Source organism: Pseudonocardia sp. MH-G8 (assembly GCF_002262885.1).
In the GTDB taxonomy this organism is placed as follows: Bacteria; Actinomycetota; Actinomycetes; order Mycobacteriales; family Pseudonocardiaceae; genus Pseudonocardia.
Window position 1 is genome coordinate 279,212 of sequence record NZ_NKYF01000007.1, and the last position, 24,590, is coordinate 303,801.

At 71.2% G+C, this 24,590-nt stretch carries 20 protein-coding genes; 10 read left to right on the plus strand and 10 right to left on the minus strand.

Going from position 1 to position 24,590, the window contains the following annotated elements; genetic code table 11:
* Nucleotides 1–126: 126 nt before the first annotated feature.
* From CFP66_RS19315 to CFP66_RS19325, 3 genes are all read right to left on the minus strand, one after another.
* Nucleotides 127–399 carry a DUF397 domain-containing protein gene (locus CFP66_RS19315; protein ID WP_094926151.1) on the minus strand — a complete coding sequence of 91 codons (273 nt, stop codon included), beginning with the start codon at nucleotides 397–399 and terminating at the stop codon, nucleotides 127–129.
* 126 nt (nucleotides 400–525) lie between these two features.
* Entirely contained in the window at nucleotides 526–1,389 is an 864-nt protein-coding gene (locus CFP66_RS19320; protein WP_094926154.1) for a helix-turn-helix domain-containing protein, read from the minus strand.
* 98 nt (nucleotides 1,390–1,487) lie between these two features.
* Nucleotides 1,488–2,246, minus strand: coding sequence for an SDR family oxidoreductase (locus CFP66_RS19325; RefSeq protein ID WP_094926157.1), 759 nt, complete (start codon nucleotides 2,244–2,246; stop codon nucleotides 1,488–1,490).
* 150 nt (nucleotides 2,247–2,396) lie between these two features.
* Between CFP66_RS19325 and CFP66_RS19330 the strand changes: the two genes are divergently transcribed.
* The gene (locus tag CFP66_RS19330; protein WP_094926160.1) at nucleotides 2,397–3,872 is read left to right on the plus strand and encodes an aromatic amino acid ammonia-lyase; all 1,476 of its coding nucleotides are present in this window, start codon (nucleotides 2,397–2,399) and stop codon (nucleotides 3,870–3,872) included.
* 55 nt (nucleotides 3,873–3,927) lie between these two features.
* Here the strand turns inward: CFP66_RS19330 and CFP66_RS19335 are convergent, their stop codons facing one another.
* Nucleotides 3,928–4,710: an IclR family transcriptional regulator gene (locus CFP66_RS19335; RefSeq protein ID WP_094926162.1), complete on the minus strand. Its 783-nt coding sequence runs from the start codon at nucleotides 4,708–4,710 to the stop codon at nucleotides 3,928–3,930.
* A 181-nt stretch (nucleotides 4,711–4,891) separates the two neighbouring features.
* On the opposite strand from CFP66_RS19335, the gene CFP66_RS19340 reads away from it, so the two are divergent.
* Both CFP66_RS19340 and CFP66_RS19345 read left to right on the plus strand, forming a co-directional pair.
* Nucleotides 4,892–6,178 (plus strand): lyase family protein, encoded by a 1,287-nt coding sequence (locus CFP66_RS19340; protein WP_233159548.1) that lies wholly within the window; start codon nucleotides 4,892–4,894, stop codon nucleotides 6,176–6,178.
* A complete protein-coding gene (locus CFP66_RS19345) occupies nucleotides 6,175–7,545 on the plus strand; it encodes an MFS transporter (protein WP_094926166.1) in 1,371 nt (456 codons plus the stop codon). Before CFP66_RS19340 ends, CFP66_RS19345 begins: the two co-directional genes overlap by 4 nt.
* A gap of 28 nt (nucleotides 7,546–7,573) precedes the next feature.
* Here CFP66_RS19345 and CFP66_RS19350 read toward each other — a convergent pair whose 3' ends face one another.
* Complete coding sequence (locus CFP66_RS19350) at nucleotides 7,574–8,854, minus strand: FAD-binding oxidoreductase (protein ID WP_094926168.1); 1,281 nt, start codon at nucleotides 8,852–8,854, stop codon at nucleotides 7,574–7,576.
* Nucleotides 8,855–8,996: 142 nt separating this feature from the next.
* Here CFP66_RS19350 and CFP66_RS19355 point away from each other — a divergent pair, with 142 nt between their 5' ends.
* The 4 genes from CFP66_RS19355 to CFP66_RS19370 all read left to right on the plus strand — a co-directional run bounded on the left by CFP66_RS19355 (nucleotide 8,997) and on the right by CFP66_RS19370 (nucleotide 15,829).
* Nucleotides 8,997–10,631: a PucR family transcriptional regulator gene (locus tag CFP66_RS19355; RefSeq protein ID WP_094926169.1), complete on the plus strand. Its 1,635-nt coding sequence runs from the start codon at nucleotides 8,997–8,999 to the stop codon at nucleotides 10,629–10,631.
* Between the two features lie 115 nt (nucleotides 10,632–10,746).
* Entirely contained in the window at nucleotides 10,747–12,501 is a 1,755-nt protein-coding gene (locus CFP66_RS19360; RefSeq protein ID WP_158228150.1) for a hydantoinase B/oxoprolinase family protein, read from the plus strand.
* A complete protein-coding gene (locus tag CFP66_RS19365; RefSeq protein WP_094926174.1) occupies nucleotides 12,498–14,537 on the plus strand; it encodes a hydantoinase/oxoprolinase family protein in 2,040 nt (679 codons plus the stop codon). The genes CFP66_RS19360 and CFP66_RS19365 overlap by 4 nt, the downstream gene beginning before the upstream one ends.
* Nucleotides 14,534–15,829 (plus strand): MFS transporter, encoded by a 1,296-nt coding sequence (locus tag CFP66_RS19370; RefSeq protein ID WP_094926176.1) that lies wholly within the window; start codon nucleotides 14,534–14,536, stop codon nucleotides 15,827–15,829. Before CFP66_RS19365 ends, CFP66_RS19370 begins: the two co-directional genes overlap by 4 nt.
* Before the next feature lie 51 nt (nucleotides 15,830–15,880).
* Here CFP66_RS19370 and CFP66_RS19375 read toward each other — a convergent pair whose 3' ends face one another.
* The gene (locus tag CFP66_RS19375; RefSeq protein WP_369805105.1) at nucleotides 15,881–16,816 is read right to left on the minus strand and encodes a LysR family transcriptional regulator; all 936 of its coding nucleotides are present in this window, start codon (nucleotides 16,814–16,816) and stop codon (nucleotides 15,881–15,883) included.
* Here CFP66_RS19375 and CFP66_RS19380 point away from each other — a divergent pair.
* Nucleotides 16,800–17,753 carry a hydantoinase/oxoprolinase family protein gene (locus CFP66_RS19380; RefSeq protein WP_094926180.1) on the plus strand — a complete coding sequence of 318 codons (954 nt, stop codon included), beginning with the start codon at nucleotides 16,800–16,802 and terminating at the stop codon, nucleotides 17,751–17,753. The two genes, CFP66_RS19375 and CFP66_RS19380, sit on opposite strands and share 17 nt — an antisense overlap.
* 41 nt (nucleotides 17,754–17,794) lie before the next feature.
* On the opposite strand, the gene CFP66_RS19385 is transcribed toward CFP66_RS19380, so the two are convergent.
* The 3 genes from CFP66_RS19385 to CFP66_RS19395 form a co-directional block, all read right to left on the minus strand.
* Entirely contained in the window at nucleotides 17,795–18,523 is a 729-nt protein-coding gene (locus CFP66_RS19385; RefSeq protein ID WP_233159549.1) for an HAD-IA family hydrolase, read from the minus strand.
* Entirely contained in the window at nucleotides 18,516–19,931 is a 1,416-nt protein-coding gene (locus CFP66_RS19390) for a sodium:solute symporter (RefSeq protein ID WP_233159556.1), read from the minus strand. Before CFP66_RS19390 ends, CFP66_RS19385 begins: the two co-directional genes overlap by 8 nt.
* A 69-nt stretch (nucleotides 19,932–20,000) precedes the next feature.
* The gene (locus CFP66_RS19395; RefSeq protein ID WP_143517304.1) at nucleotides 20,001–20,870 is read right to left on the minus strand and encodes a MurR/RpiR family transcriptional regulator; all 870 of its coding nucleotides are present in this window, start codon (nucleotides 20,868–20,870) and stop codon (nucleotides 20,001–20,003) included.
* 68 nt (nucleotides 20,871–20,938) lie between these two features.
* Here CFP66_RS19395 and CFP66_RS19400 point away from each other — a divergent pair, with 68 nt between their 5' ends.
* On the plus strand, nucleotides 20,939–22,174 hold the full coding sequence (locus CFP66_RS19400; RefSeq protein ID WP_094926190.1) for an amidohydrolase family protein: 1,236 nt from the start codon (nucleotides 20,939–20,941) through the stop codon (nucleotides 22,172–22,174).
* Between the two features lie 2 nt (nucleotides 22,175–22,176).
* Entirely contained in the window at nucleotides 22,177–23,346 is a 1,170-nt protein-coding gene (locus tag CFP66_RS19405) for an amidohydrolase family protein (protein ID WP_158228152.1), read from the plus strand.
* Between the two features lie 117 nt (nucleotides 23,347–23,463).
* Here the strand turns inward: CFP66_RS19405 and CFP66_RS19410 are convergent, their stop codons facing one another.
* Nucleotides 23,464–24,429, minus strand: coding sequence for a glycoside hydrolase family 43 protein (locus CFP66_RS19410; RefSeq protein WP_143517305.1), 966 nt, complete (start codon nucleotides 24,427–24,429; stop codon nucleotides 23,464–23,466).
* Between the last annotated feature and the right edge of the window lie 161 nt (nucleotides 24,430–24,590).

Consider the following 24,590-nt stretch of genomic DNA (forward strand, 5'->3'; position numbering starts at 1 on the left):
GCCGGCCCGCGAGCCGCTACAGCCTACGACGCCCGGCGTGTGCAGAGCGAATTCGTGGCCCGCGGACCCGGACGGCGTCCAACACCTCTGGTGCCGATTCGACGGGCGGTACGGGCCCGATCCGCGTCACCGAAGACTTGCGCCATTGCCGTCGGCCAAGTCGTCGAACTCGCCGTGCTTGGCGCCGAGCAGGAACGACCGGAGCTCCTCGGCGTTGTGGACCAGGAAATTTCCGTCCGGGTGGCGTGAGTTGCGCATCGCGACGCGGCCGTCCGCCATCGGCGCGAGCTCGACGCACGAGCCGTTCGGGTTGCTGTACCCGCTCTTGCGCCAGTGGAGCGAGGCGGTAGCCACCGACGGCGTCGTCGGCTCGACCGACGGTCCAACGAAGTCCTGCATGTTCTGGTCACCCTCCGCGTGTGCGCTTGTCCGATCCCGGCGACCGCGAGCGGGCCGCAATTGCAGATGAAACTGCATCCGACCTTGCATCTGCAACCGAGGGGATCAGGACGGGCGTCACATGGCTCAGGTCTTCGTGGTGGAGGTCGGGCGGGACGGCGCGTCCTGATCGGTCGCGGCGAGGCTGCCCAGCAGAGCGAGCGCCTGTTCCGATGGGCTGCCCGGTTCGGCGTGGTAGACGACCAGCTGCTGGCCCGGTGCGCTGTTGACGGTCAGCGCCTCGTAGGTGAGGGTGAGCTCCCCGACCACGGGGTGGTGGAACCGCTTGACCTCGTGGGACTTCTGCCGGACGTCGTGGCGGGCCCACAACCTGCGGAACGGCTCGCTCTTCACGGAGAGCTCGCCGACGAGCTCGATCAGCGCCGGGTCGTCCCGGTCGAGGCCGACGGCGGCCCGTAGCCCGGCGACGGTGTTCGCGGCGGCCCGCTCCCACTCGGGGTAGAAGCTGCGGGCGTCGGGATCGAGGAAGATCAGGCGGACCAGGTCGTCGCTGTGGGTGTGGCCGGCGAGCAGGGCCCGGCCCAGGTCGTTCGCGGCCAGTACCGTCAGGTGGCGATCGAGGATCAGCGCGGGTGTGCGGTGCCAGCCGGCCATCATCTGTGCGAGGTGTGTGCTGACCCGCTCGCGGCGTCTCGCCTGCCTGCGCCGCCGGACCCGCGGCCGGGCCAGCTCGTGCAGGTGGGTGGCCGCGTCGTCGTCCAGCTCCAGCGCCCGGGCGAGCGCCTCGACCACCTGCGCCGACGGGTGCCGTTCACGTCCCTGCTCCAGGCGGACGTAGTAGTCGACGCTGACCCCGGCCAGCAGCGCGATCTCCTCCCGGCGCAGGCCGCTCACCCGGCGGCGCCGGTCGACCGGGGCGAGGGCGCCGCCCGGAAGTACCAGGCCGCGGCGGGCGCGCAGGAACTCACCGAGTGCGTTGTCGCCGGTCACGACGTCGAGGCTAGAGCGTTCGGCGGTGCGCCGGGGCCGCGAAGGTGGCCGGGCGGCACCCACCCTCGCAGCCGCCGGCGCCGCGTCCGGGGCACTGTTCAGCGCTGCCCGGCCGGCCGGACGATCATCTCGTTGACGTCCACGTCGTCGGGCTGGGAGATGGCGTAGGAGATGGCCGCGGCGATCGCGTCGGCCGGGATGGACCGCGCGCGGTAGGTCTTCATCGCTGCGCGTGCGCCGGGATCGGTGATGGTGTCGGCCAGCTCGGACTCCACCACCCCGGGCGAGATCGTGGTGACCCGGATGGCCGGCTCGAGCTCCTGCCGCAGGCCTTCGGTGATCGCCCACGCCGCGTACTTGGTGCCGGCGTACACGGCGGCGGCCGGGGACACCGCGTGCGCCGCGATGGAGGCGACGGTGACGAAGTGCCCGCTACCGCGGCTGCGGAAGTGCGGCAGGGTCGCCGCGATCCCGTGGAGCAGGCCGCGGACGTTCACATCGATCATCCGGTCCCACTCGTCGACCAGCAGCGCGTCCAGCCGGGACAACGGCATCACCCCGGCGTTGTTGACGATCACGTCGACACGCCCGTGCTCGCGCACCGCCGCGTCGACGAACGCCGCCACGTCGGCGCGGTCGGTGACGTCGATGCGCCGGGTGGTCACACCGCCACCGGCGCCGCTGATCGCGCTCGCGACCTTCGCCAGCCGCTCCTCGCGGCGGGCGCCGAGGACGACGTGGTGCCCGTCGGCGGCGAGTCGCAGCGCCGTGGCCTCACCGATCCCGCTGCTCGCACCCGTCACCAGGACGACCTTCGCCGCCTGCGCAGGGGTTGCCGATCCCGCCGTGCTGTTCATGTCTACCTCCGAAGTCGCTGGTCGGCGGTGCTGTCACCGCCTGTCCACGAGCTTCGGCGGGGCGGGGCGAGCGCGGCAGGTCACGTTCCTCCTGGGAGTGCCACACCCCCGGTCCCGTGCGCTCGCGCACTCCTCAGGTCGCGGGATGGGATGGTGCCTTGTGTGGCCACTGTTGCTGTCGACGGCGCGACCTTGCGTTGTGCCGATGTCGTCCGGATCGCCCGTGCGGGCGACGATGTCGAGCTCGCCGATCACGCCCTCGAACGGGCCGCACGCGCGCACGAGCTGGCGATCGAGATCAGCGCGAAGCGGACCGTGTACGGCCGTACCACCGGGGTGGGGGCCAACCGGCACATGGTGGTCGACCCGACCACGTTCGACGAGCACGGCCTGCGACTGTTGCGCAGCCACTCCGGCGGGGTCGGGCCCGCGTTGCCCGACGATGCCGTGCGCGCGCTGCTGGCGATCCGGCTCAACCAGCTGGCCGCCGCCGGCAGCGGAGTGCACCCGCGCCTGCTCGGGGCGCTGGTGGCGGCACTGCGCACCGGGTCGGTACCGCGGGTGCACGCGCGGGGCGCCATCGGAACCGGCGACCTCACCGCGATGGCCGAGGTCGCGCTGACCCTGGCGGGCGAGCGGCCGTGGGCCGTCGGCGGGGTGGAACCCGTGGCGATCAGCCCGGGCGACGCGCTGGCGTTCATCTCGTCCAACGCGTCCACGTTGGCCCAGGCCGTGCTCGCCTGGAACGACCTCGGTGTGCTGCTGCGGGCCAGCCACGTCGTCGCGGCGCTGTCCTACCTGGCGCTGGGCGGGTCGCCGGAGGCGTTCTCCCAGCGGGTGCACCTGCGCAGGCCGTTCCCCGGTTCGCTGCGTTGCGCAGCCGAGTTCCGTGCGCTGATCAGCCCGGTCGTCGGCGCTCCCGCGCCGGGCCGGCGCCTGCAAGACCCGTATGGGCTGCGGGTGTTCCCTCAGGTCCAGGGGCCGGCGCTGGACGCGGCGGACGCGGTGGAGTCCGTGCTGGGCATCGACATCAACGCCGCCGCGGAGAATCCGCTGATCGACCTCGATGAGGGGACGGTCGACCACCACGGTCAGTTCTGCACGCCCTATCTCGCGCTCTGGCTGGACCACCTGCGTGCAGCCGCGCACCACGTGGCGGAGCTGTCGGTGGCCCGGCTGAGCGACCTGGTCGAGCCCGAGCTGACCGGGCTGCCCGCATTCCTCGCGTCGGGACCTCCGGGCAGCTCCGGAATCATGATCTTGGAGTACATCGCCCACGACGCCCTCGCCGAGATGCGCAACGCCGCAGCCGCGGTCACCACCGGCACCGCGGTGATCTCCCGCGGTCTGGAGGACCACGCGAGCTTCTCCACCCAGGCGGTGCGCAGCACCGCGGCGGTCACCGACGCCTACCGCACCGTGCTCGCGTGCGAGCTCGTCGGAGCGGTGCGCGCCCTGCGGATGGCGAACGAGGCTCTGCCACAGGTGCCGGCGGCCGCGATCTTCCACCGGCTGGCCGACGAGCTGCCCAGGATCGCGGAGGACCATCCCCTGGGCGAGGAGATCGGCCGCGCCGAGGAGCTGCTGCTCGATCTCGATGCCCGACCGGGCCCGGGAGCGGGATGAGCCCGAACGCGGCCCGCCCGAACACCGGAGCGGCCCGGTCGTTGCGTGGTCGGCCTCATCGAGGTGTCTTGCGGGCCGGGCTGTTGTAGGGCTGCGCCAGGACGGCCTCGATCGCCGCCGCGGCGGCGCGCAGCCGCCGAGCGATGTCGTCGACGTACCCGATGAGCCTGGACGTCGGTCCGGAGATGTTGATGACGGCGACGATCTCCCCAGGGTGGTCGCGCAGGGGAACGCCGATCGAGGTCAGCCCGATCTCCACCTCCTCGCTGGCGACCGCGTAGCCGCGCTCCCGTTCGGCGTGCAGTCGTTCGAGCAGCGCGGGAAGGTCGCGCGGGGCCGCCAGGCCGTGGGTCGGGGCCAGCAGGTCGTCGGCGGTGAGGTCCTCCACGGTGTCGTCGTCGGCGTCGAACAGCAACGCGCGCCCGGACGCGGTGCAGTGCATAGGGGAGCTACGGCCCACCCAGCCACCGGCGCGCAGGGACTGCATCGACTCCTCACGAAGCACGGTCAGCGAACGGTTGCCGCGCTGCACCGACAGCAGTGCGACCTCCCCGGTCCGGGCGACGACCCTCTGCAACGCCGGGCGGGCGGCGCGCAGCAGTGCCGCGTCTCCGGCACCGGCAGCGAGCAGCAGCAACGACCAGCTCAACCGGTAGCGCCGCGTCTGCGGATCCTGCTCGACGAGCCCCCCGCGTTGCAGGGAGTGCAGCATTCGGGACACCTGGCTGCGTTCGCGGCCGACGGCCCGGGCCAGATCGCTGACGCCGTGCTCGCTCCCCGCTCCGCCCTCTCCGAAGGCGAGCAACAGCGCGGCGACGCGCTCGGCCGAGGTCTCCATGCGGTGCAGGCTTCCACATGTCGTCTAGTCAGCAACGCCGGCACGCAATTTCACCTATCAGCCCTGGTGAATCGATGGCTCATGTTGTTGAGCGAGCATCATGTCTGTTCGCAACGACGATCGGGCCGCACACTCTCCGACGCCGCAGACCACGGCACTTCAGGCGCTTTCGACGAGGAGAGTGAGGCGACCGTTGACCGCCCACGTCGACACGACATCCGGCGAACGGCTCTACCGGACCCAGACCGAGCTGGGGGTGCAGAACTTCCCGTTGCGCGGCCGCACGTTCGGGGACCTGGCGCCGTTCGTCCGCAACTACGCCCGGGTCAAGCTCGCCGCGGCACGGGTCAACCACCGGTGCGGCGTGCTCGATGCGCCCCGCCGGGACGCGATCGTCGCAGCCTGCGAGGAGATCATCGCGGGTGCGCACGCGGACCAGTTCCCGACCCCGTTGGTGCACGGCGGCGGCGGCACCACCGCGAACATGAACGTCAACGAAGTCATCGCCACCCGGGCGTCGGCGATCGGCGGGGTCGTCGTGCACGCCAACGACCACGTGAACGCGTCCCAGTCGACCAACGACAGCTACCCGACCGCGATGGCGCTCACCGTTGGGGAGCTCGTCGGAGTCCCGGTGGCCGCGCTGCGCGAGCTGGCCTCGGCGTTCGACCGGAAGGCCGAGGAGTTCTCCGACACCCGGCACCTGGGCCGCACCTGCCTGCAGGACGCGGTCAGCCTCACCGCCGGACAGACCCACCGCGGGCACTCCGCCGCGATCCGCCGGGTCGCCGGTGGCCTGGAGGACGCCGGCATCGCACTGCGCGAGGTGCCGATCGGTGCCACCGCCGTCGGGACCGGGGTCGGCGCGCCGGACGGCTTCGGTGAGCGCGTCGCCGCCGAGCTCGCCGACCTGACCGGGATGCCGATCAGCGGCGTGCCGGACCGGTTCGACGCGCTGTCCCACCTCGACCCCTACGCCGCGATCGCTGCCGCGGGATCCCGCGCCGCGATCACCATGGCCAAGATTGCCGCGGACCTGCGCATGTTGTCGTCCGGCCCCCGCGGCGGCCTGGGCGACCTCTCCATCCCCGCGGTGCAGGCGGGGTCGTCGATCATGCCGGGGAAGGTCAACCCGGTGATCCCCGAGTACGTCATGCAGCTGAGCTACCGGGTTCGGGGTCAGGCCCTGACCATCGACTGCGCCGTCGCCGCCGGCGAGCTCGAGCTGAACGTGATGGAGCCGGTCGTCGTCGACGCCCTCACCACGATCTTCGACGACCTGACCGCCGCCGCGCAGACCTTCGCCCGGCGCTGCGTCGACGGCCTGGCGTGGAACGGACCGCACCGCGAGCGCAACCTGGCCGGCGCTCTGGATCACTGGGTCGAGATGTCGGCCACCGAGGGCTACGAGAACGCCACCACCCAGCTCCGCGGCAAAGCCGCCGCGAACGGAGGTACACCGTCATGAGCCCATCCGCCGCCCGGCCCTCGGGATCGGTGCTCGCTTACGAAGACGCTCCGGTCACCGGTTTCCACATGCGGGTGACGATCGCCGGCACCGGTGGTCAGTTCTCCGACGGGTTCATCCTCGGCATCATCGGGATCGTCATCGCCTCGGCCACCAGCACCCTGGGGCTCACCCCGCTGTGGGCCGGTCTTCTCGGCGCGGCGACCCTGACCGGACTGTTCTTCGGCGCGATCGTCGTCGGGCCGATCGCCGACCGGATCGGCAGGCGGCAGATCTTCGCATGGGACATGCTCGTCTTCGCGGTGCTGTCCGCCGCGCAGTTCTTCGTCCAGACCCCGGCCGAGCTGCTGGTTCTGCGGCTGCTGCTCGGAGTGGTGCTGGGTGCCGATTACGTCGTCAGCAAGTCGCTGGTCACCGAGCATGCACCGAAGAAGTTCCGCGGCCGGCTGATGAGCCTGCTCGCGGTGGCCTGGGCGGCGGGATACGTCTTCGCCTACCTGATCGGGTTCCTCCTCTCCGGGACCGGTGACGACGCCTGGCGGTGGATGCTGGCCGTCAGCGCCCTGCCCGCCCTGCTCGTCCTCGGTTTCCGCATCGGGGTGCCCGAGGCTCCGTTGTGGCTGGCCCGGCACGGCCGCGACGTCGAGGCCGCAGCGATCGTGCGCAAGCACCTCGGCGACGACGTGCAGCCACCGCCCGCCGTCGGCGCTGCGCCGAAGCGCGGCATGCGGGTGCTGTTCAGCCCCGTGTACCGCAAGCGCACAGCGGTCGGTGCCTTGTTCTACGTCTGTCAGGTTATCCCGTTCTTCGCCCTCGGCACGTTCTCCCCGCAGGTCATGGAATCGCTCGGGGTCACGAGCAAGCTCGGCGCCGGGGCGCTGTACAACCTGTTCATCCTCGCCGGTGCCGTGGTCGGCCTGCTGCTGATCGACCGCATCTCCCGCCGGTTCTTCCTGATCAGCACCTTCCTGGTCGGCGGTGCGTTGCTGGCCGGGCTCACCTTCCTCGCGGAACTCTCGCCGGTCCTCGCGGTCGTGCTGTTCACCGCGTTCGCCTTCGTCCTGGCCGCCGCGGTGAACCTGGAGTTCGTCTACCCGCCCGAGCTGTTCCCGACCGACCTGCGCGCGTCCGGTGTCGGCGTGGCGGTGGCCGCCAGCCGGATCGGCTCCGCGGGCAGCACGTTCCTGCTCCCGATCGTCGCCGCCGGCTACGGCATGAACGTCGCCCTCGCCGGCTGCGTGGTCGTGCTGTTGCTCGGCGGGCTGGTCTGCTGGGCCTGGGCTCCCGAGACGAGCACGGAAACTCTGGGGGAGATCGACGCCGCGGGCCCGTCCGCACGCACCGAGGACGTCGACAAGACGGTGTGAGGATCCGTCTGGTGGCGGGACGGTATGTCTAGAGGATCGCGTCGGGGGCGTGGAAGTCGCGCTCGGCGAAGCGGCTCAGCCGGAACGGCCGGAGATCGAAGCGTGGCGGCTGGTCGAGCACCAGGTCGGCCACGACCTGACCGATCGCCGGTGCCAGCCCGAAGCCGTGGCCGCTGAACCCGGTGGCCACGACGAGCCCCGCGGGGACGTCCGGCCGGTCCACGACCGGTAGCCCGTCGGGGGTGGCGTCGATGATCCCGGCCCACGCCTGTTCGAGCCGTGTCCGGGCCAGCTGCGGTAGCGCGCTGCGGAGCCGGCGAAGGCTCGCGTGGGCGCGCGTGCGGTTGGGGCTGGGTTCGATCGGGCGGTCGACGCCGGTGAGGCGGCGGGTGATGTTGTGGAGCATCGCCCGGTTGAGCCGCATCCGCAGCCTGCGGTGGTTGTGCAGGAACCCCGGCAGGAACAGCGGTGCCTGCAGCACGGTGTCCAGCGTCAGGTCGATCTCACCGCCACCGCCCGTGGAGATCACCAGCCGGCCGTCCGGGCGCTGGCGGAAGGCCAGGCCGGACGCCCAGACGGTGGTGGACAGGAAGGGGTCCACCGGTTCGGTCATGGCCACGGTGCCCCGGATGACGTTCTGCGGCAGGCGGAGGCCGGCGCGACCCAGGAGCCAACGGGAGGTCGCACCCGCGGCGCAGACCACGATGTCGGCGGGCACGACGCCGTGGTTCGTGTCCACGCCGGTCACGCGTCCGTTCATGAACGCGATCCGGTGCACGGTGTGCCCGTCGAGCACGGTGGCCCCATGTCGTTCGGCCGCGCGTGCGAGGGCAGCGGTGGCGGTCGTCGGATCGACGTGGCCGTCGCTGGCGGTGTAGATGGCCGCTGCGTGGGGCAGCCGCAGGCCGGGCACCAGCTCCCGTACCTCGTCCCGGTCGACGAGGCGGCTGTCGACGCCGTGGCGGGTGCCGACCTCGATCCACGATCGGTACCGGCGTGCGGCGCGCTCGTCCTCGGCCAGCGCGAGGTTGCCGCCCTGCACCCAGTCGAACGACTCGCCGATCTCGGCCTCCAGGTCCTGCCAGCGCTGGTTCGCGCTGCGCATCAGCGGCAGTTCCTGCGGGCTGCGACCCTGCTGGCGCACGAATCCCCAGTTCCTTCCGGACTGGCCTGCCGCGACCACGTCACGCTCGAGCACGGTGGCGCCGACGCCCCGCCTGGCCAGCTCGTACGCAGTAGCGACGCCGATGACGCCCGCGCCGATGATCACGACCCTCGGCACACCGGGTGTCGCTCCGTTCGTCCTCACGTCCGGGCTCCGATCAGGGGTAGTGGTGAATGCGTTCGGTGGGCCCGACCGTGATCTTCACCGGGCGCATCGGAGCGGGGCAATGCCCAGACTGTGATGCAGAAGCACATCGTGTTGCTCGGTATGGGTAGCGTGTCCGTGGATGAATCCCACGCTGCGCGAGATCCTCGGGTACGAACCGTTCCGGCGGGCAGGGGCGCGCGTGGTCGCGGGGGAGGAGCAGCTGGACCGGCCGGTGCGGTGGGTGCACAGCACGGAGATGCCCAACCCCGGTCGGATGTTCCAGGGGGGCGAGCTGTTGCTCACCCAGGGCAGGGGGATCAGCGCCGCCGAGTCCGAACAACGCGCCTGGGTGAGGTCGTTGGTCGAGGCGGACCTGGCCGGTGTGGCCATCGAGGTGGATGTCGCGTTCGCCTCGGTGCCCAAGGCTCTGATCGCGGAGGCGAACGCCGCGGGCCTCGCGGTGATCGAGCTGGGCCACCCGGCCTACTTCATGGACATGACCGAGGCCGTGCATTCGACCATCGTCAACGCGCAGTTCGGGATGTTGCAGCGGGCCGACGCGATCAGCAAGCGGTTCTCCCGCCTGGCTCTGGAGGGCGCCGGGCTCACCCAGATGGTCGGCGAGCTCGCCAGGGCGGTGGACAACCCCGTCGTCCTGTCCGACGACGCGCACGAGGTCGTCGCGTTCGCTCCCGAGACCCCCGAGCTCACCCGCCGCGCCGACGAATGGGGTGCGCACTCGCGCGTCGGGCACGCCAATCCGCGAGACGGCTCGCCGGCTCGCACCACCGTCGCGGGGACCAGTTGCGTCTGGGTGCCGATCGTGGTCCGGGGACAGCTCTGGGGGACGGTCCACCTCCTGGAGCACACCGGCACCGCGACCGACGTCGACCTGCTGGCCCTGGAACGCGCGGCGGCGGCGATCGGGTTGGCGTTCGCGTCGGCCTCGGACATCGAGCGACAACAGCAGGATGCGCGCAGCGCTTTCGTGCACGACCTGCTCGGCGGGCAGTACGCCGACATCCGCGAGATGCGTCTCAAGGCAGCCACCTTCGGCATCTCGCTCACCGGATCGCTGCGCGTGCTCGTCCTCCGCCCACTTGACGGCGCCGGACAGCGCAGTGTCAACCGGTCGGAGGGGCCCCGCTTCCCGCTGCGCGCCATCGCCGCCGTTGCGAGCCGTGTCTTCGGCCCGGGTACCCGCCCTCTCATCGGTTACGGCGGCGGCCAGATCACCGCCGTGCTCTCCGGATCGGAGGAGCCGCGACACGGCGCGACCGAGATCGTCGAGCAGTGTGCGTCCCGGCACGGGATCCAGCTCCTGATCGGCATCAGCGACCCGGCGAGCGCCACCGACCTGCCGCGGGCGTTCGCGGACGCGTCGGAGGCGGTGCGCTATGGAGTGCGCACGGGACGCGGTCGCTGCGTGCTCTCACCCGACGACCTCGGGATCGACCGGCTGCTGCTCGAGCTCGACCAGGGGCCCACGCTCGGCCGGCACATCGAGCGGGAACTGGGAGCGCTGCTCACCCACGACGCGACCAGCGGCTCACCGCTGCTGCCGACCCTGGCTGCGTACCTGGACCACAACGGCAGCAAGGCCAAGGCGTCCCGGGAGCTGAACATCGAGCGGCGCGCGCTTTACTACCGGCTGGTGCGGATCGCCGGTCTGGTCAACGGTCACCTGGACGACCCCGACACGCGGCTGCGGCTGCTGATCGCGTTACGTGGCCAGCAGTTCCGCCGGCGTTCCCGCGGGCGTCGCGCCGACTAGCCATTCCGTGCATGCAGGGCATCCTTCGCTGCACGGTTCGTCCCTTGTTGTGTCCTCAGGTGGCACTGATCATCGTCACATCGCGAGCCGCCACGGTCGGCCCGAGAGGAGCACTGTGGATCCCATCACCAAGGAAGTCGTCCGGTACCGGCTGTCCACGATCGCTGACGAGATGGAGATGACGCTGCTGCGCGCGGCGTACTCGGTGATCGTGAAGGAGGGGCTGGACGCCTCGTCGGCGGTGTTCGACAGGTCCGGCAACAACATCGCGCAGGCGGCAGCGATCCCGATCCACCTCGGGTGCATGATCCCGGCCGTCGAGACCGTGCTCCGGCGCTGGCCCGTCGACGAGATGGCCCCCGGCGACGTCTTCATCCTCAACGACCCGTACGCGGGCGGTACCCACCTGCCCGACATCGCCGTCATCCGCCCGCTGTTCCACTCGGGGCGGGCGGTCGCGCTCGCCGCCACGATGTCGCACCACCAGGAGATCGGCGGCATGGTGCCCGGCAGTTTGCCGCCGAACGCGACGGACCTCTACCAGGAGGGCCTTCGGCTGCCTCCGATGAAGCTGTACGACGCCGGGACAATCGTTGAACCGATCTTCGACATCCTCCGCGCGAACGTCCGGACGCCCGACGTCGTGCTCGGTGACCTCCGGGCCCAGCTCGCCGCCTGCCACCTGGCCGAGGAGCGCATCGGCGAGCTGGTCGACGAGATCGGCGGGGCCGAGCTGGCCGCCGTGATGGACGCGCTGCTGGAGCAGTCCGCGCAGCTGACCGCCGAGCGGATCTCCGCCATCCCCGACGGCACCTACACCTTCACCGACTACTTGGACGACGACGGGGTGCGGGTCGGGCAGCGGATCGTCATCCGCGCCGCGGTCACGATCGACGGGTCGGCCGTGCACATCGACTTCACCGGTACCGACGAGCAGACGAAGGGGCCGTACAACTGCGTTCCCGCGTCGTCGATCGCTGCCGTGTACTACGTGCTGCGCGCGGTCACGGGCGCCGACATCCCGAACAACAGCGGCTGCTACCGCTCGGTCCGCATCACGCTGCCACCGGGCACATTGGTCAATCCCGTGGAGCCCGCCCCGGTGAACTCGAGGACAGCGACCCTGCTGCGGCTGTGCGACGTGCTGTTCGGGTGCTTCCAGCAGGCCATCCCCGACCGCATGCCCGCCGCCCAGAGCGGACAGCTGCTAGTGATGAACTTCGGCGGCACGGATCCGGAGACCGGCAAGCTCTTCGTCACCAGCGAGCTGGGTGTCGGAGGCATGGGTGGGCGCCCCGGTCTCGATGGAGTCGATGCGGTCGAGGCCAGCGCGTCGAACTGCATGAACGTGCCCGCCGAGGCGATCGAGATGGAGTCCCCGCTCCGCGTCGTGCAGTGGTCGGTCTGGCCGGACTCCGGAGGCGCAGGACGGTGGCGTGGGGGCTGCGGCACCGAGAAGGTCTTCGAGCTCACCGCCGGGGAGGTCAGCGCCAACTACCGGGGCGAGCGGCACACGTCGCGCGCCTGGGGGGTGGAGGGCGGCGCGGACGCCCCGTCCAGCCGAGCGGTCGTGCATCGCGCCGACGGGCACGACGACGAGCTGCCGTCGAAGACGATGGTGCACCTCGAGGCCGGCGACCAGCTGCGGGTCGCCCTGTCGGGCGGCGGCGGATACGGCGATCCGCTGACCCGGCCCGAGCAGGACGTCGAGCGTGACGTCCGCGACCACCGCGTGTCCCGTGCCGAGGCCGAGGACCTCTACGGCGTCATGACCGACGACCGTGGCCACCTCCTCGCGGACGCGACGCGTGATCTGCGAGCTCGCCGGGCCGCGCAACGGTCCGGTGACGAGGAGGAGCGCCGCGCATGAGCGTCTCGGTCGGAATCGACATCGGCGGCACGTTCACCGACGTGATCGTCTGCCCGCAGGGCAGCCCGGCGACGATCGTGAAGGTGCCCACCACACCACGGGATCCGGGGGAGGGCCTGATCGCTGGCCTCGCTCGCGCGCTGGAGGCCTGCGAAGTCGCACCTGCCGAGGTCACCTCACTGGTGCACGGCACGACGGTCGGGACGAACGCGCTCCTGGAACATGACGGGGCTCGGATCGGGATCCTGACCAACAGCGGGTTCGAGGACATCCTCTACATCGGCCGCGGCAAGCGGAGCCGGATGTATGACCTGTTCACCGGGTCGGACACGCCGGACTTCCTCTGCCCGAGGGAACGAGTGCTCGGCATCTGTGGGCGCATCGATCCACGAGGCCGCGAGGTGGTACCGCTGGACGAGGGCGGTGTGCTCGATGCCGTGGAGCGGTTGGTCCATGAGCACCGCGTCGAGGCGGTCGCGGTGTCGTTCCTGTTCTCCTTCGTCGACCCCCGCCATGAACTGCGGGCGGCTGAGCTCATCCGACAGGCGCATCCGACCCTGCCGGTCAGCCTGTCGTCGCGGATCGACCCACGGTTCCGCGAGTTCGAACGGCTCGTGGTCACTGCGATGGACGCCTACATCAGACCGAAGGTCGGTACTTACCTCTCCACGTTGCGGGCCCGGCTGGCCGAGTTCGGCGTGCGGGTCCCGCTGCAGGTGATGGAGTCGCACGGCGGGATCGTCACCAGCGAGCTCATCGAGGAGCGCGCGGTCGGGACCCTGCTGTCCGGCCTGGCCGGCGGGGCCAGCGGGGCCGCCGCCACCGCGCAGGAGGTGCAGCGCCCGACTGCCCTCGGATTCGACATGGGTGGGACGAGCACGGATGTCGCCCTCGTGGTGAACGGCCGACCGCTCACCCACGACCAGGCCACGATCGGCGGCCACCCACTCCGTCTGCCCACTGTGGACGTGCACACCATCGGAGCGGGCGGCGGGAGCATCGCTTACGTGGACGCCGCGGACAGCCTCCGCGTCGGACCCCACAGCGCCGGCTCCGATCCGGGCCCTGCCGCCTACGGGTGGGGCGGCGAGGAGCCGACTGTCACCGACGCAAACCTGTTACTCGGCTTCCTCGGGGCCGGAGGCCTCGCGGGCGAGCGTCTGCAGCTCTCGCGCGAGCTCGCCGCGAAGGCCGTGCGCACACGGATCTGCGAACCGCTGGGCATGACCGAGGTCCAGGCGGCCTGGGGCATCCACCGCATCGCCAGCGCCGCCATGTCCGCGGCGGTCCGCGTCGTGTCGGTGGCGCGCGGGCATGATCCGCGGCGCTTCGCACTCGTCGCTTGCGGCGGCGCCGGGCCGATGCACGCCTGCACCGTGGCCGACGACCTCGGCATCAACGAGATCCTCATTCCCCCGCACCCTGGCGTGCTGTCCGCGTACGGCCTGCTCACCGCCGACGTCCGGGTACCGCGCTGGCGCACCTTCCACGCCGACACGGCTGATTTGGACAGCGCCCGGCTGAGCGGCGAGCTGGGCAGGCTGGCGGACAGTGCGCGGGTCGAGATCGCGAAGGCCGGTGCCCGGCCCGAGGAGACAGCTGTCGATCTCGCCGTGGACGCCCGGTACATCGGCCAGTCGCACGAGTTGACCGTGCCGGTGCGAGGCGACGCACAGGACGCAGGCAGCATCATCGCGGCGGACTTCGCCGACCTCCACCGCAGGCTCTACGGCCAGCACGATCCCGACGGCCGCGTCGAGATCACCGGTCTTCGCGCCACGGCCTGGGCGGCTCGGGACACCCCGACGGTGGGTGTCGCCGCCGGCGAGGTTCGGGTGACCGAGCGCGAGGCCTACCTGCCCGGGTCGGACCGGTTCGCCACGGTGCCGGTGTACGCCCGTTCCGGCGTGCCCGCGCAGATGTGCGGTCCGGCGATCGTCGTGCAGCCCGACACCACGATCCTCGTCCGGGAGGGCTGGGAGGCCCGCACGGCCGACTCGGGCACGCTGATCCTGACTCGGAGGGGCCACGGATGAGCAGCTCTCCCGAGGTCCGACCGGCCCGCCTCGACAGGACGCAGCGGGGTGCCTTCGTCGGCGCCTTCATCGGCTGGCTCTTCGACTACTACGAGGTCTTCCTGCTGACATTCCTGCTGATCCCGATCAGCCAGGAGTTCGGCCTGTCAACGACGGAGAGCGTCTGGCTCGTTTCGATCTCCCTCATCTCGATGGCCGTGGGCGGGGTCCTCTTCGGGGTCCTGGCCGACCGGATCGGCCGTAGGCGCGTCCTGATCATGACGGTCCTGCTCTTCACGCTGGCGACGTTCGCCCGTGCGGCGAGTCCCAACTACGAGATCCTGCTGATCCTGACGATGATCGCAGGCATCGGGCTGGGCGGTGAGTACGGCGTCGGCCAGGCGCTCATCTCGGAGGTCATCGACCCGCGCCGCAGGGGCTGGTGGGGTGGTCTGTTCTACGGCGGCGCGTTCTTGGCGATCATGCTGGCTGCCGTCGTCGGTGGTCAGGTCCTTCCCGCCGTGGGCTGGCGCTGGACCTTCGTGATCTCCGGACTCCCCGTGCTGCTGGTGATCTACCTCCGCTCCCACACGCCGGAGTCCCCCGAGTGGGCGCGGACGGCTCGCTCGGGACGGGAGCCGTTGCGCGCTTACGCCACGGCGGCGTTCCTGGTGCCGCTGGGCAAGTGTCTCGTCGCGGCGATCCTGTACTTCTGGGCGTACTACGGAGTGACGACCCTGCTGCCGAAGTACCTGGTCTCGAGCGGCTTCAGCATGGCCAACGCATCGTGGTGGATCTTCTTCACCGCCTTCGCGGGGCTGATCGGCTGCCTCTTCGGTTCGTGGGCCTGCGACCGGTGGGGACGGCGGCCCACGCTCTCCTTGGTGATGGCCGTGGCCGCTGCCGGTGGACTGGTGGTGTACCTGGGAGGGCAGTCGATGCTCGGCTCCGCGTGGCTGCTGGCCCCGTTCTTCATCCTCTACTTCGGCTCCACCGCGCCCACCATCTTCGGCACCCTGTTCACCGAGGTTTTCCCGACGTCCATGCGGTCAGCCGGGGTCTCGGCGGCTTTGCAGATCGCCAGAGGTACCTCCGCCCTGCCGCCGATCATTGCCGGGGCGGTGATCGGGAACGTCGGGTACGCCCCGGTCTTCCTCGCGGCCACGTTCCTCTACGCCGGCGTCGCGATGTGGGCGTGGGTGTTCCCGGAGACGCGTGGACTGGACATCTCGGCCATCGACACTTATGCGCTCGGCGATGCGCGGTCCGAGCCGACGTCGCCGACGCGGCCGATCGATCACCGGAGCGACTGAGACCGCACTGACGCCGGTGCGCGACCGCCGGGGCCTGCTGGTGGAGGCGGGTCAGGACGGCTCGGCACCGTGGCTTCGTGTGAAGGCGATGAACTCGCGCAAGATCGGGTTGCTGACGGGCTCCGGCCATACCAGGTAGGAGCCCAACTGCACGGGTTGCGCGTCGACCAGTTCGACGTAGCGCACACTCGGTAGATGGTGCTCGCGGTACAGGTCGAGCACCAGGGCGACACCGAGGCCGCAGGCGACCATCCCGAGCATCGAGTGCACATCCTCGACACGGCGCACGATCTTCGGGGAGAACCCCGCCTCGTTGCACAGTCCGACGAACAGGTCGTCGTACTCGACACCGTTCACACGCTGGAGGGCGAGAAAGCGTTCGTCGGCCAGCTCGGCGAGATCGATCTGGTTCCGGGCGCCTACTGCATGAGATGCGCTGACCGCAGCAACGAATCTGTTGGTCTCCAGAAGCGTGCTTCCCGTTACGGCGCTGGTGGACGGCCGTCTCGTGCGGATCATCGCGGCATCGACGTGCCCTTTTCGAAGGGACTCGAGCTGGTGGACGGTCGGCATGACCTCCAGCCGAACCTCGACATCGGGGAAGGCCGCTCGATAGCCGCCCAGCAGCCGAGGAAGCAGTAGATAGAGGCTGCTCGGCAGGGTGGCGAGCGTCGGCAGACCGGTGCGGCCCTCCCGTACCGCGTCGACCCGCTCGAATGCGAGGTCGGCATGCTCGAGCAGCGCCTTGGCCTCGGCGTACAGGACCTGTCCCTCCGGCGTGAGGGCCAATGGCCGGACGTTCCGATCGAGGAGCCGCAGGCCCAGCGACTTCTCCATCCGCGCCAGCTGCTGGCTCAGGGGTGGCTGGGCCATGTGCAGTTGGCGGGCGGCCTCGGTGAAGCTCCTGCTCTCGGCGACCGCGACGAAGTAGCGAAGGTGTCGCAGTTCGAACCCCTCGCACGAGAAGGCGGTGAGCGAGGCGATCAGGCGCCGCCTCCCTGACGTCTACGTCTCCGCGTCGCACGAGCTCGAGTTCCGGGAGTTCGAGCGCACGAGCACCGTGGCCGCGAACGCGTTCGTGGGACCGATCATGATCCGTTACTTGACCGACCTGCGTGACGGCGTGCGCCGGCTGAGCGAGGACGCGCGGTTGAGCATCACCCAGAGCAACGGGGTCGCGATCTCGGTCGAGACGGCGGTCCGGCAGCCGATCAGGACGGCGCTGTCGAGGCCCGCTGCCGGTGTCGTCGGCGCGGCTGCGGCCGCGGCCGATGCCGGCTGCCCCGACGCGGTGACCTTCGATGTCGGCGGTACGTCCAGCGACGTCGCCCTCATCGACGGGAGTGCACTGACCGAGCGCTCCAGCACGGACATCGACGGACTCGCCATCCGCTCCCGGATGCTCGACATCCACACGGTCGGTGCAGGTGGCGGTTCGATCGCAACGGTCGATGCCGGCGGTCGCCCGTGGGGTCGTGATCCCGCTCGCGGTCGTGGGTCGCTGGCGACGTTCGTGATCATGGGCATGATCCTCGGTCCGGCACCTGCGACCACCACGGGCACACCCGCGGCCGTCGCGGATCACATCGCGCCGACCACGTCCGCGGTTCCGACCACCACACCCGCTCCGGCCACGACAGCTCCACCCACGTCCACCGCACCTACGGCCGTCGCCACGACACCCCCGGTCACGACGACCCGTCTGCCGGTGGCCACAACGACGACGCCGGCGCCTGAGCCGCAGCCGCAGCCGCGGCCGCGGCCCGCGCCCAAGCCGAAACCGGAGTCGGATTCAGAGTCGGAGTCGGAGTCGGACCGTGACGACTCGGGCACCAAGCCCCGCACCGGGAACAGCGGGCACCCGTGCGGGCCGGGAGAGCGCGACGGCGACGGCGACGGCGACGGCTACTGCGGCGAGCGCTAGGTCCGCGGCACGTCGACAGCTGTTCGACCATCTCGTGGCTCTTACTGACGGCCGAAGGCCGCGGCCACCGCGGCGGCGAACGCCTCCATCGAGGGGTACTCGGCGCCGTAGGACCACTGCTCCTCCGGCTGCGGTGTGGCACCCCAGCCGGGGCGGTCGTGGCGGCGGTTGATCCAGACCGAGTCCAGGCCGTGCCGCCGGGCCGGCACGTGGTCGTGGAACAGGCTCTGGGCCACGTGGAGCAGCTGCTCGGGGGCTGCGCCCAGCCCGGGCAGCGCTGCTTTCAGGGCCTCGAAGTGGTGGTCGGCCGGTTTGTAGGCGCCGACGTCCTCCGCCGTGATGATCGCGGCGAACTCACCGTGGAGCCGTTCGTTGCTGCCGGCGAACCCGGCGCGGTGCACGTTGGACAGGATCACCAGGTCGTAGTGCCGGGCCAACGCCGTCAGCGCCGCGGGTGAGTCCGGGAACGCGGGCCACTGCGGCACCGATTCGCCCAACCGTGCGGCCCGCTGCGGCGACACCGGGCGGCCGAGCTTCTCCCCGGTGGCCCGGAAGGCGGCGGCCAGTACGTCCGGGTAGCGGGCGGCGGGGTGCTCGCGCGCGGCCGCGGCCTCACCCTCGGCGTAGGCGACGAGCAGCTCGTCGTCGTTGAGCGCGAGCCCCTGTTCCCGCGCCCACGGGCGCAGCACCGCGGCGATGCCGCCCTCCCAGTCGATGAGCGTGCCGTACACGTCGAAACTGAGAACGCGGTACTCGGTCAGGTCACGCAAGGTCGGGCTCCCCCTCCACGTCGGCGGCATCGGTGCGGGTGCGGTTCGGGATGGCCAGGCTGCCGAGCACGAGGGCGATCACGGCGACCGGCAGCGAGATGATCACCGAGTTCACCCCGTACGGCTGGTCCAGCTGCTCCCACACGATCGTGACGACCACACCGAGCGACATCGCGATCAGGGCGCCCCACGTGCTGGCCCGCTTCCACAGGAAGATCGCCAGCACCGGCGGGGCGATGGCGACGCCGTAGACCGTGTAGGAGTACATCTGCAGTTCCAGGACGGTGGGGAAGTACCGGCCCAGGACGTAGGCGATGACGGCGATCACCAGGATCGCGATGCGGTGCACGCGCAGCCGGCGCCGGTCGTCCATCTCCCATCCGAGCAGGCGCTGGCACACGTCGTAGACCACGTTGCCGGCGCCGGAGAGCAGGAACGACGAGCCGGTGGTGATGATGAACGCCAGCGCCCCGGCGAGGAGGATGCCGCCCAGCACGGAGGGGAGGGCACCCTCGCCGGCCAGGCTCAGCACCGCCTGGTCGGGGACGATGTCGGGGTAGAGCAGGAACGCGGCCGAGCCGAGCAGCGCCACCGGCACGGTGACGAAGAAGCTGGAGACGAAGAACCCCGCGGCGGACGTGCGGGCCTCCGCCTCGTTCCGCGACGCGCCGAACCGCTGGTACATGTTCTGGTCGGCCAGGATCAGCAGGAACAGCGGGAGGAAGTAGCCCAGGAGCTGCAGCGGCGTCAGGCCTCCGCCCAGCGACCGGGATGCCTCGGGCAGGCCGTCCCAGTAGCGGGACCAGCCGCCGATCTCGGTGCCCAGGATCAGCGGGAGGGCCAGCAGCAGGCTGACCACGATGAGCACCGCGGAGACGAAGTCGCTCCACGCCACCGACTTCAGCCCGCCGCCGAAGGCCAGGAACGCCACGAGGACGAAGACCACGATCGCGCCGGTGGTCGGCTCCGCACCCGTGACGGCGCTGATGATCTGCCCGCCACCGGTGAACTGGTAGGCGGTGATGCCGGTGTAGGCAAGCACCGTGATCAGCGCGGCGACGATCCGGACCGCGAGTCCGTAGCGGCGTTCGAGGAGCTCCGGCACGGTGTAGGAGGAGCTGCGCCGGATCCTCGTGGCGAGCAGGTACAGCACGATGATCCCGACCGGGGTGCCGGCGAGGAAGAAGATCGAGGCCAACGGGCCGTAGGTGTAGGCGAAGCTGGCGCCCCCGATGATCGTGCCGGACCCGACCCAGGTGGCCAGCAAGGTCCCGATCATGACCGGGCGGGGCAGCTGGCGGCCGGCGAAGACGAAGTCGTCGCCGGTGGCGACCTGCTTCGCGCGGCTGAACCACAGCCCGATCCCGGCCATGAGGAGCAGGTAGAGCACCAGGATCACGATGTGCACGGTCTGCAAGGGGCCTCCACGTGAACGCGCCCGCAGGACAGGCTGCGCAAGTTTTGTTGCGGCAGTGTGTCACTCGTTCGGGCTGGGGAACAGGCCGTAGCGGTCCCACAGTGCCTGGATGTCGTCGCTGGCCCGGGACGCGCGATCAGGATCGATCGCCACCACGGCGGCGACCACCGCCTGGACGACCGTGGTCGCCGCGACCACCGAGGGGAACATGCTCGCGCCTTCGCTGGGCACGTGCACCAGCTCCGTGGCCCATCGGGAGAAGGGCTCGCCCGCCCGGTCGCTGACCAGGACGACGGGCACCCGCCGTTCGTGGGCGAGGCGCAGGGCGTCGAGGATCTCGCGGGGTGAGCGCCACAGGTGCAACGCCACCAGGCAGTCGCCCTCGCCCAGCAGCGAGACCGCGTTGAGCAGGCCGGTGCCGCCGCCCTGGTGCAGGCGCACGTCGTGGCCGATCGTCTGTGCGAGGTGGGCGAGCTGCAGGCCAGGGGCGGCGAAGCTGCCGGAACCGAGCACCAGGGTCACCCGCGCGTCGACGATCAGGTGAGCCACCCGCTGGATCTGCTCCTCGTCGAGCACGGCGGAGAGATCCTGCAGGTTGCTCAGCTCCCGGCGCAGCGTCGCCCGGGCCGGCCCGTCCTCGGTGGCGTCGTGCTCGGTGAGTACCTGTGACGCGGAGAGGCCGGACAGGTAGCGGGAGCGGATCTCGGCCCGCAACGCGGGCCAGCCGGAGAAGCCGAGCAGCTGCGCGGCGCGTACGACCGTCGCGACGTTGACCTCGGCCAACCGGGCCGCGGCCGACGTGCTCGCGTAGGACATCTGCCGGGGGTGCGCGGCCAGCGCCTGCAGCACCTTCGCCGCTCCGCTGCCCGGCGAGTGCCCGGCCAGACGCCGGTCGACCCAGGCGGGGACCCTTGCGCCGTCGTCGCTCACGGGGTGAGTATGCAACGAATGTTGCTGGCATCTCGCACGTTGCCGGCGCAGCACACGAAGGGACGGCGATGACCGACAGCTCCTCGAGAACACTGGTCCTGCGCGGCGGGAGCGTGGTCGACGTGGAGGCGGGCGTCGCGCGGCGCGGCGACGTCCTGGTCGTGGACGGGCGCATCGAGCGGGTGGCCGAGGAGGTTCCGGTCCCGGACGGCGCGCGAGAGATCGACGCGAGCGGGCGGTACGTGGTGCCGGGCCTCATCGACTCCCACGTCCACGTCACCGCCGGCAGCGCCGATCTCGGTGCGATGGCCGAGGACTCGCCCTACTACGTGGCGGCGCGGACGAGCGCGATCCTGCGCGGCATGCTGCGGCGCGGGTTCACCACGGTGCGCGACTGCGGCGGCGCGGACTTCGGGCTGGCTGCGGCGGTCGAGGACGGCCTGTGGGAGGGGCCGCGGGTCTTCTTCGGCGGCAAGGCGCTCTCGCCGACCGGCGGGCACGCGGACCTGCGCGGACCGGGCCGCACCGTCCTGGACGACCACACGTGCTGCCCGAGCATCGGGCACGTCTGCGACGGGGTCGACTCCGTGCGCCGGGCGGCCCGCAACCAGCTGCGGACCGGCGCGCACCACGTCAAGCTCATGCTCTCCGGCGGGGTCGCCTCGCCGACCGACCGCATCGACTCCCTGCAGTTCTCCGCCGACGAGGTGGCGGCCGTGGTCGAGGAGGCGACGAACGCCGGGCGCTACGCCACCGGGCACGCGTACACGGCGGCGGCGGTCAACCGCGGCCTGCAGCTCGGGGTGCGGTGCATCGAGCACGGCAACCTGATCGACGACTCGAGCGTGGCGCTGTTCGTCGAGAAGGACGCCTTCCTGGTGCCGACGCTGGTCACCTACGAGTTCCTCCGCAGCGAGGGCGCGGCGGCCGGGCTGCCGAAGGCGAGCCAGGACAAGGTCGGGATCGTGCTCGACGCCGGGCTCGAGGCGCTCGAGCGCGCTTGGAAGGGTGGGGTGAAGATCGCGTTCGGCACCGACCTGCTGGGGTCGATGCACCGCCACCAGAGCGAGGAGTTCCGGATCCGGGCGCAGGTCCAGCCGCCGGCCGAGATCCTGCGGTCCGCCACGCTCGTGGGCGCGGAGCTGCTCGGCCGTTCCGGGGAGCTCGGGACGGTCACCGAAGGTGCCGTGGCCGACCTCCTCGTCGTCGACGGTGATCCGCTCACCGATGCGGGCGTCCTCGCCCGGCCCGACCGGAACCTGCGCACCGTGATCACGGCCGGGCGCGTGGCGGTCGGGGGCTGAGCGTGGCACTCGTACTGCGCGGCGGCCTGGTCTGGGACGGCGATTCCGAGCAGCGGCGTCGCGCCGATGTGGTGTGCGACGGGGCGCGGATCACCTCCGTCACCGCCGCCGGGTCGGTGCGCCCGGGCGAGGGCGACGACGTACTCGACCTCGACGGTGCGACGGTGCTGCCCGGCCTGCTCGACGGGCACGTGCACCTGGTCTGGGACGGCAGCCGGGATCCGGCGGACGTGGTCGAGCGCGACGGTGAACAGCTCACGGTGCTGCGCGCCGTCGAACACGCGCGCGCCCACCTTCGCCAGGGCGTGACCACGGTCGTCGACCTCGGTAGCAACTGGGACGTGGCGATCACGGTGGCGCGCGGGATCGACGCCGGGTACGTGGCCGGGCCCCGGGTGCTGGCGGCCGGCCGCACCGTGGTCATGACCGGCGGGCACGACCCGTTCTGGGGGAACATGTGCGACGGCGCGGACGCCGTCGTGCGGGGCGTGCGCGAGCAGGTGTACGCCGGGGCGGGCCTGATCAAGACCGCGGCGACCGGCGGCGTGTACGGCCGCGCGGTCGGTGAGGAGGTCGGGGCGAGCGAGCTCTCCCGCGACGAGCTCACCGCTCTGGCCACCGAGGCGCACCGGCGTGGGGTGAAGGTGGCGGCCCACGCGCTGGGCGAGGAGGGCATCCGCAACGCGGTGCTGGCCGGGGTCGATGTGATCGAGCACGGCGTCTTCCTCACCGAGGACATCGTGGCCGCGATGCGGGAACGCGGCACGGTGCTCTGCCCGACCCTCGCGGTCTACCGCAGCATCGCCGGCGGGGCCGCTCCGGGGTATGCAGTGGAGAAGGCCGCCGAGGTGGTCCGGGCCCACCAGCGGGGTCTGCGGATGGCGCTGGACGCAGGTGTGCCGGTGGTCGCCGGCACCGACGCCGGATCGCCGGGCATGCCCCACCCGAGCCTGCGCCGCGAGCTGGCCTGCCTGCGCGAGGCCGGCCTGGCACCCGTCGACGTGCTGCGTGCGGCGACCTCGCGGGCCGCCGACGCCTTCGGGATCGACGCGGGCAGGGTGCGCGTCGGGGCGCCCGCCGACCTGCTGGTGGTGGACGGCGACCCGCTGGCCGATCCGCTGCTCGCCACCACGCCGCGCTGCGTGGTCCGCGGCGGTGCGATCGTGGACTGATGACGGTGGACCCGGCTCACGGGTGCTCGATCGCATCCTCGCCGCCGGCCTCCGCCCGCACCGGCCGAAGGCAACGCCGCACGCGGCCGACGTTCGCGCGAGCAGCGGCTGACCGGATCATGCACGGACGGCGGGGTCGACCGGGCGGGTCAGCACCACCGAGGGGCGGTTGTCAGCATCCCAGTCCAGCCCGGCCACGAACATCCCCCGCTCGGTCCGGCTGATGGAGGCGTGGAACACGAGGCAGTCCCCGTCCGCGGTGGCGACCACGTCCTGGTGGCCGGGGTTGAGGTAGGCCCCGTCGATCGTGTCGGTGGTCAGCAATGCCCCGTCGGCCTTGGTGTAGGGCCCGGTGAGCGACGACGCGACCGCGTAGTTCACGTGGTACTGCCCGCTGTCGAAGGTGTTCGCCGAGTAGAACAGGATGTACGAATCGCCTCGTTGGACCAGCGTGGGCGCCTCCACGATGCCGGCCTCCTCGGGGCGGTCGGAGCGCAGCAGCTCGACCCGCTCGCCCTCGGGCGCCGTCCCGTCCGAGGTCATCGGCTGCAACCACATCGAGGAGTACTGACGCCCGCTCTTGTAGAGCAGGTAGCGCCCGCCGTCGGCAGCCACGAACGACTCCGCGTCGATGGTGTCGCCCTCCTCGGGACGGCAGAGCAGCGCGTCCGGCGCGGCGCTGTGGAACGGTCCGACGGGTGACTCGCTCGAGGCCACTCCGATGCACTGCACCTGGTGTCGCGCGTGGCGGGCGGTGAAGTAGAGCAGGTAGCCGCCGCCGGATCCGCGCGCGAGCTCGGGTGCCCACACGTGCGGCGGGTCCTCGGCCACCCATCCGGGCAACTCGGGGAACCCGTCACCGACCTCGGTCCACGGTCCGGTCAGGGCGTCCGCCCGCTGTACCGGGAGGTGGGCCAGGTTCCCGGCGTAGCCGCTGTTGGTGGAGTAGGCGTAGTAGGCACCGTCGACCACCACCACGTCGGGATCGGGGAAGTCGCGCGCGATGACCGGCGAGACGGGTGCTCTCGACCGACCGTCCGATGGTGCGGTTCCGAGCAGGCGAGCCAACCACGGGAAGCGCATCGGCGGATGGTAGTGCCCATGGTGCGCCGCGACGAACTGCTCGACCGAGGGTCTCAGCGTCTGCACAGCGGATCTCAGTACGATCACAGCGGCACGTCGGCACGGTCGGCCGTGCGCAGTGCCGGCACGACGATCAGATCGGAGATCTCATGGAGCGTGAC